At 65.5% G+C, this 7,599-nt stretch carries 6 protein-coding genes; 5 read left to right on the forward strand and 1 reads right to left on the reverse strand.

Going from position 1 to position 7,599, the window contains the following annotated elements; genetic code table 11:
- Nucleotides 1-90 precede the first annotated feature (90 nt).
- Complete coding sequence (locus SIN08_RS14275; protein WP_322452265.1) at nt 91-1,212, reverse strand: DegT/DnrJ/EryC1/StrS aminotransferase family protein; 1,122 nt, start codon at nt 1,210-1,212, stop codon at nt 91-93.
- Nucleotides 1,213-1,404: 192 nt separating this feature from the next.
- Between SIN08_RS14275 and SIN08_RS14280 the strand changes: the two genes are divergently transcribed.
- From SIN08_RS14280 to SIN08_RS14300, 5 genes are all read left to right on the forward strand, one after another.
- Nucleotides 1,405-2,769 (forward strand): phosphomannomutase/phosphoglucomutase, encoded by a 1,365-nt coding sequence (locus tag SIN08_RS14280; RefSeq protein ID WP_322452266.1) that lies wholly within the window; start codon nt 1,405-1,407, stop codon nt 2,767-2,769.
- 438 nt (nt 2,770-3,207) lie between these two features.
- Nucleotides 3,208-4,227, forward strand: a complete 1,020-nt coding sequence (locus SIN08_RS14285; RefSeq protein ID WP_322452267.1) for a 2-dehydropantoate 2-reductase — start codon at nt 3,208-3,210, stop codon at nt 4,225-4,227.
- 98 nt (nt 4,228-4,325) lie between these two features.
- On the forward strand, nt 4,326-5,783 hold the full coding sequence (locus tag SIN08_RS14290) for a Re/Si-specific NAD(P)(+) transhydrogenase subunit alpha (protein WP_322449552.1): 1,458 nt from the start codon (nt 4,326-4,328) through the stop codon (nt 5,781-5,783).
- Nucleotides 5,783-6,199, forward strand: coding sequence for an NAD(P) transhydrogenase subunit alpha (locus SIN08_RS14295; protein ID WP_322449553.1), 417 nt, complete (start codon nt 5,783-5,785; stop codon nt 6,197-6,199). Before SIN08_RS14290 ends, SIN08_RS14295 begins: the two co-directional genes overlap by 1 nt.
- A gap of 1 nt (nt 6,200) precedes the next feature.
- Nucleotides 6,201-7,598: an NAD(P)(+) transhydrogenase (Re/Si-specific) subunit beta gene (locus SIN08_RS14300; protein WP_322449554.1), complete on the forward strand. Its 1,398-nt coding sequence runs from the start codon at nt 6,201-6,203 to the stop codon at nt 7,596-7,598.
- Nucleotide 7,599: the final 1 nt, after the last annotated feature.

Genomic DNA, 7,599 nt, shown 5'->3' on the forward strand with positions numbered 1-7,599 from the left:
TCAAAGGCGCCGCAACCCAATGGCACCGGCCTGCCGACGCACATTTTTCGCCAATGAAGGCGAATGTGAAATGTTCTTCCCTCACCCCTTTCAGGCCTCCCTCACCGCCTCGCGAACGACCCTGGCGATGCGTACCTGGTCGCCCTCGGAGAGGTACGGATGCATCGGCAGGCACAGTATACGATCCGGCAAACTTTCCGAGACGGGCAATCCCGCAGGCGTGCGCGGATAATGCGCATAGGGACCCTGCACGTGCAGAGGCTTTTCATAATAGATGACGGAGGGGACGCCTTCGTCCTTCAGTCTGGCACGGACGGTGTCACGCGCGGGCGTTTCGATGGCGTATTGCGCCCAGGCGGAGCGGCTGCCTCGCGGGATCTGCGGTACTTTCACGACATCCCCCAACAGGTCATTGTAGCGCGCCGCCACCTCCTGACGCAGATCCATCTCCTCGGGCAGGATCGCGAGCTTCTCGATCAGGATCGCCGCCTGGATGGTGTCGAGCCGCGAATTGAGCCCGATGCGCACATTGTCGTACTGGCTCTCGCCCTTGCCGTGGAAGGCGACGGAGCGCAGGATGTCGGCCAGTTCCGCATCGTTGGTGAACATCGCGCCACCGTCTCCGTAGCAGCCGAGCGGCTTGGCCGGATAGAAGCTGGTGGCCGCGACGTCGCCGAAAGCGCCGCACATGGTATTGCCGCGCGCGCCGCCGGTCGCCTGGGCGGCGTCCTCGATGACGAAAAGCCCGTCGCGCGCGGCGATCCTGGCGATGCCGTCGTAGTCGGCCGCCAGTCCGAACAGATCGACCGGAATGATCCCCTTAGGCGCCAGCCGACCGTCCTCGCGCACCAGGGAAATGGCGGCATCGAGGCTTTCGAGATCGATATTGTAGGTGTCGGGATCGATGTCCACGAAGACCGGGGCGGCGCCGGTGAGCGCCACTACTTCCACCGTCGCGGCGAAGGTGAAAGACGGGCAGAAGACGGCGTCCCCCGGCCCGATGCCGCGGGCCAAAAGCGGGATCAGAAGCGCGTCGGTGCCGTTGGCGCAGGCGACGGCATGCTTCACGCCGATATAGTCGGCGATCTTCTCCTCGAACGCGGCGACTTCGGGCCCCAGGATATAGCGCCCCTCGGCCAGCACCTTGGCGATGCTTTTCTCAAGCCTTTCCTGAATGCGCTCGCGCTGCGCGCCGAGATCGATGAATTGCATATTCGTTTTCCTGCCTCGCCCCGATGTGTCTGACTTGCGGAATAGGCGCGCGCAGGAACTTTCGCAACAGATAGCAATGTTCACTCTGTCGCAGCACCTGTCACAAGTGGTGAGGATCGCCTTCGCAATTGCGTCATGATGTCTTCCCATTTAACAGAAAGACGTTCGCTGCTGTTCAGGAGAGGAACCGGAATGAGCGCACCTTTCAAGGCGTATGACGTTCGCGGCCAGATACCCGGCGAGATCAACGTCCCCTTTGCCTACCGCTTTGGCCAGGCGGTGAAGGAAAGCCTGGGTTCCAAGGCTGTCGTCGTGGGACACGACATGCGCCTTGACAGCCCGGCGCTTGCCGGCGCGCTCGCGCAAGGCCTGCTCGACAGCGGGGTGAACGTGCTGCCGGTCGGCCAGTGCGGCACCGAGGAAGTCTATTTCCACACCGCGCGCTCGGGCGCGGATGCCGGGCTGATGGTGACGGCGAGCCACAACCCGCCGGACTACAACGGCATCAAGATGGTGCTGAAGGGCGCGGCCGCCGCCACGCCCGACAACGCCTTCAACGCGATCGAGGCGCTGATGCGCTCAGACAGGCGGTTCGCAACGGCTGCCGATTATGCCGGGCGCGGAGCGCTTCAGCCGACATGCGATCGGACCGCCTATATCGAGCGGCTCCTCGAAGAGGTCGCCGGCCAGAATCTCAAGCCGCTCAAGATCGTCTGCCACGCGGGCAATGGCTGCGCCGGTCCGATCATCGACCTTTTGGAAGAGCACCTGCCCTTCACCTTCATCAAGATCGACCACGAGCCCGACCCGCGCCTGCCCAACGGCGTCCCCAACCCACTGCTCAAGGAGAAGCGGCAAAAAGCGAGCCAAGCCGTTGTCGAGCATGGGGCCGATCTCGCCATCGCCTGGGACGGCGATTTCGACCGCTGCTTCCTCTACGACCACAAGGGCCGCTTCGTGGAGGGCTATTATCTGGTGGGCATGATCGCCAAGCGCATGCTGGAGAAGGTGCCCGGCAGTACCATCCTCTACGATCCGAGACTTACCTGGAACACGATCGATATCGTGGAAAGCATGGGCGGCGTGGCCAAGCCCTGCCGCACGGGACACGCCTATTTCAAGCACATGATGCGCGAGGAAAACGCCATCTATGGCGGTGAGATGAGTGCGCACCACTATTTCCGCGATTTCGCCTATTGCGATTCGGGCATGCTCGCCTGGTTGGACGTGGTCTGCGAGCTTTCGGCCACCGGCGCGCAGCTCGCCGATGTGCTCGAGGAGCGAATCGCCAAGTTCCCCTGCTCCGGCGAGATCAACTTCACCGTCGAGGATGCCAAGGCGATCCAGGAAAAGATCGCCGAGCACTATAAGCCGGCCAATCCGGAGGTCGAGACGCTCGATGGGCTTGGCCTTGTCTTCGACGACTGGCGCTTCAACCTGCGCGCCTCCAACACCGAGCCCCTCCTGCGCCTCAATGTGGAGACCCGGGCGGACCGGCAACTCCTGGAGGAAAAGGTGGCCGAGTTGCGCGGACTGATCGGCGGCACGCCGGCCTGACCGGGTCACAGCGTCGCAGCCGCAACGCCGTCTCGTCGGGTCCGCTTGTTCCCGCATGCGGTCGACGGCGGGGTCGTCAAGATCCCGTCCGCCGCAAAGGGCCCGCCTTTTCAGCATATTAGCTTCCTTCACGGCAGACTGGACGAGCCGCCGTCTCCTTGGAAAGCGCCCACGCTCCCGGTCGAAATGCGGTGACATCCCTCCTCCCGCCTGCGGGAATGCCGCCTATGCCAGGCCTGCAGCAGGAGCACGGGGATTGACACGACATGCCTCTGTGGGATTATGTATACCACAGCTTAGGGCACTGCATCGCATACCTGCCATCGGGATCGGTGGCGGGTGGTATCGAACGCATCCGTTGTCAATGCGGCGTGGGACGGGGTTCATACCCCGCGCGAGCATCCCTGCAGCGGGCGCAAGGTGACCTGGAGGAGAACCATGAAGATCTGCATTTACGGTGCCGGCGCGATCGGCGGCTACATGGCAGTGATGCTGAAGCGCGGCGGGGCCGACGTATCGCTGATCGCCCGCGGCGCCCATCTCGAAGCCATTCGCGAAAACGGACTCAAGCTCCTCCTGGACGATCGCGAGATCGTCGAGCACATGCCCGCAACCAGTGATCCCCGCGAACTTGGAGCGCAGGACTACGTGGTCGTGGCGCTGAAGGCACATCAGGCCTGGCAGGTCGCCGAGGACATGGTTCCCCTTCTGGGACCGGATACCGCGGTCGTGACTGCCCAGAACGGGCTGCCCTGGTGGTACTTCCACGGGCTCGGACCGGAGTTCGCAGACTATCGTCTGCAAAGCGTCGACCCCGGCAACCGGCAATGGAACGTCATAGGCCCTGAGCGCGTCATCGGCGCCACCGTCTACCCGGCCACCACAATTACCGAGCCGGGCGTGATCAAGCACATTTACGGCAATCAGTTCGGCCTCGGCGAACCGGACCGCAGCGAAAGCGCACGCGTGAAGCGGCTCGCCGAAGCATTGGAAGCAGGCGAGTTGAGCCCACGCTTTTACGACGACATCCGCAACGACATCTGGATCAAGCTCTGGGGCAATTTGTGCTTCAATCCGATTTCCGCCCTGACGGGCGCCACGCTCGACGTGGTCGCGACCGATCCGGGCACCCGTACGCTTGCACGCAACATGATGCTGGAAGCGCAGGCGATCGGCGAGAAGTTCGGGGCAACGTTCCGGGTCGACGTCGAACGCCGGATCAACGGCGCGGCCAAGGTCGGGGCACACCGCACCTCGATGCTGCAGGACGTCGACAAGGGGCGCACCATTGAACTCGACGCGCTTCTGACCTCGGTTCAGGAGATGGGCCGGCTGGGCGAGATCGAGACGCCCTTCATCGACAGCGTTCTGGCGCTCGCGCAGCAGATGGGACGCGTGAAGGGGCTCTACCCGGTCTTTCCGGAGACGGACCCCGTGCAGGAGAAGGCCGCCTCCTGATTCTTCCGGCAATCGGCAAAGGCCGGGCGTTGCAACGCCCGGCCTGTCCCATGCGGCGAGGAAACGCGGCGGAACCTTCCAACGACAAGGAACAGACGGTGGGACAGACGATATTTGTTGGTCGAGAGCGGGCTGCTGGCGAGGGACGTGTTTCGGCTTCGCCGGACACGGTGAAGCGGCTTGTCGGTCTTGGCTTTTCGGTTGTGGTCGAGAAGGGTGCGGGGGTTGCCTCGCGCATTTCCGATGCCGAGTACGAGAAGGCCGGGGCGAAGGTTGGCGCGGCTTCCGATGCCGGCAAGGCCGACGTGGTCTTGAAGGTGCGGCGGCCGGAGGCGGCCGAGGTCAAGGGCTATAAAAAAGGCGCGGTGGTGATCGCCGCCATGGACCCTTACGGCCACGAGGGCGAGGTTGCGGCGCTGGCGAAGGCCGGGCTGACGGCGTTCGCCATGGAGTTCATGCCGCGCATCACGCGGGCGCAGTCGATGGACGTCTTGTCCTCGCAGGCGAACCTTGCCGGCTACCGGGCGGTGATCGATGCGGCGGCGGAATATGACCGGGCGCTGCCGATGATGATGACGGCGGCGGGCACGGTGCCGGCGGCGAAGGTGTTCGTGATGGGCGCCGGCGTGGCCGGCCTGCAGGCGATCGCCACGGCGCGGCGTCTGGGCGCGGTGGTCTCGGCGACCGACGTGCGGGCGGCGGCGGGCGAGCAGGTCGCCTCGCTCGGGGCCAAGTTCGTCATGACCGAGGCCTTGAAGGACGCCTCCGGCGAGGGCGGCTATGCGCGCGAATTGACGGACGAGGAGAAAAAGGCTCAAGGAGAGCTCGTTTCCGGGCACATCGCCAAGCAGGACATCGTGATCACCACGGCGCTGATCCCCGGCCGGCCGGCGCCGAAGCTGGTATCGGCCGAGATGGTCAAGTCCATGCGGGCTGGCTCGGTGATCGTCGATCTGGCGGTCGAGCGCGGCGGCAATGTGGAGGGCGCCAAGCCCGGCGAGGTGGTGACGACGGCGGGCGGGGTGAAGATCCTCGGCCATCTGAACGTGCCGGGCCGGGTGGCGGCCTCGGCCTCGCTTCTTTATGCGCGCAACCTCTATGCCTTCCTGGAGACGCTGGTCGACAAGGAGAAGGGGGCGCTTGCCATCGACTTCGACGACGAGCTGGTCAAGGCGACGCTTCTGACCCATGCGGGCAAGGTGGTGCATCCGAACCTTGCCGAGGCGGCCCCGGCGGCCGGCGGGGCGAAGGGCGGCGCGGCGAAGAAGCCGGCGGGCGCCCAGAGAAGCGCATCCAAGAGAGGCGCAGCCAGGACCGGCACGGCCAGGAGCACGGGCGCCAAGACCGGCACGGCCAAGACCACTACGGCCAAGTCGGGTGCCGCCAAGACGGGGGCATCCGGATCTGGCGCGGCCAAGTCGGACGCCACCAAGTCGGACGCGGCCAAGTCGGACGCGGCCAAGTCGGACGCCGCCAAGCCGAAGCAGACCGCGGCCGGCGCCGCCGCACCCGCCGGGACGGCCGGCAGCACGAACACAACGGGGGGAGAGAACTGATGGAACCCACCGCAGTCGAACGGGCGCTCGAGCAGCTCGAGCGCGCCACGGCGGGCGTGCGCGCCGCCGTCGAGAACTTCGAGGCGGCCGATGCCGCCGGCGCCCTGGCGCACGGCGCCACCGGCGGGGCGGTCGACCCCTTTGTCTTCCGCTTCGCCATCTTCGTTCTGGCGATCTTCGTCGGCTACTACGTGGTGTGGTCGGTCACGCCGGCCCTGCACACGCCTTTGATGAGCGTCACCAACGCCATCTCCTCGGTGATCGTCGTCGGCGCGCTGCTGGCCGTCGGCATCTCGGCCTCGGGGCTGGCGACCGGCTTCGGCTTCGTTGCCCTGGTGCTCGCCTCGGTCAACATCTTCGGCGGCTTCCTGGTGACCAGCCGCATGCTTTCCATGTACAAGAAGAAGGACAAGTGACGTGAACGCCGAGCTTGCTTCCTTCCTCTATCTCGTTTCCGGCATCCTGTTCATCCTGGCGCTCAGGGGCCTGTCGCACCCGACGACCAGCCGGCAGGGCAATTATTTCGGCATGGCGGGCATGGGGATCGCCATCCTGACGACGCTCGCCATCGCCACGCCGTCTGCCGGCGGGCTGGGGCTGATCGTCCTCGGGCTGGCCGCCGGCGGCGGCGCCGGCGCGGTGATCGCCCGGCGCATCCAGATGACCAAGATGCCGCAGCTCGTCGCCGCCTTCCACTCGCTCGTCGGCCTTGCCGCCGTCATGGTGGCGGCGGCCGCGCTCTATTCCCCGGAAAGCTTCGGCATCGGCACGCTGGGCGCCATCCACGCCCAGGCGCTGGTCGAGATGTCGCTCGGCGTGGCGATCGGCGCCATCACCTTCACCGGCTCCATCATCGCCTTTCTGAAGCTCGACGGGCGCATGTCGGGCAAGCCGATCCTCCTGCCGGCCCGCCATGTGGTCAATGCCGGGCTCGGCCTCGCGCTGATCGTGCTGATCGCCCTGCTGGTGACGACCCAGAGCACGACGGTGTTCTGGCTGATCGTCCTGCTGTCGCTGGCCTTGGGTGTCCTGATGATCATCCCGATCGGCGGCGCCGACATGCCGGTGGTGGTCTCGATGCTCAACTCCTATTCGGGCTGGGCGGCGGCCGGCATCGGCTTCACGCTCGGCAATCTGGCGCTGATCATCACCGGGGCGCTGGTCGGCTCGTCGGGCGCGATCCTGTCCTACATCATGTGCAAGGGCATGAACCGCTCCTTCATCTCCGTCATCCTCGGCGGCTTCGGCGGCGAGACTTCCGCCGCGGCGGACGACGGCATCGAGCGCACGGTCAAGCAGGGCTCGGCGGACGATGCGGCCTATCTGATGCAGAATGCCCAGAAGGTGATCATCGTGCCGGGCTACGGCATGGCGGTGGCCCAGGCCCAGCATGCGCTGAGAGAAATGGCCGACAAGCTGAAGGCGGCGGGCGTCGAGGTGAAATACGCCATCCATCCGGTCGCCGGCCGCATGCCCGGGCACATGAACGTGCTTCTGGCCGAGGCCCAGGTTCCTTACGACGAGGTGTTCGAGCTCGAAGACATCAACGCCGAGTTCACCCAGGCCGACATCGCCTACGTGATCGGCGCCAACGACGTCACCAACCCGGCCGCCCGCGACGACAAGGCCTCGCCCATCTACGGCATGCCGATCCTCGACGTCGACAAGGCCCGCACCTGCCTGTTCGTCAAGCGCTCCCTCGGCTCCGGCTACGCCGGCATCGACAACACCCTGTTCTACAAGGACGGAACCATGATGCTGCTCGGCGACGCAAAGAAAATGACCGAGGACATCGTCAAGGCACTCGAACAGTAGG

Origin of the sequence: Chelativorans sp. M5D2P16, from assembly GCF_034427935.1 — a bacterium.
GTDB lineage: Bacteria > Pseudomonadota > Alphaproteobacteria > Rhizobiales > Rhizobiaceae > Chelativorans.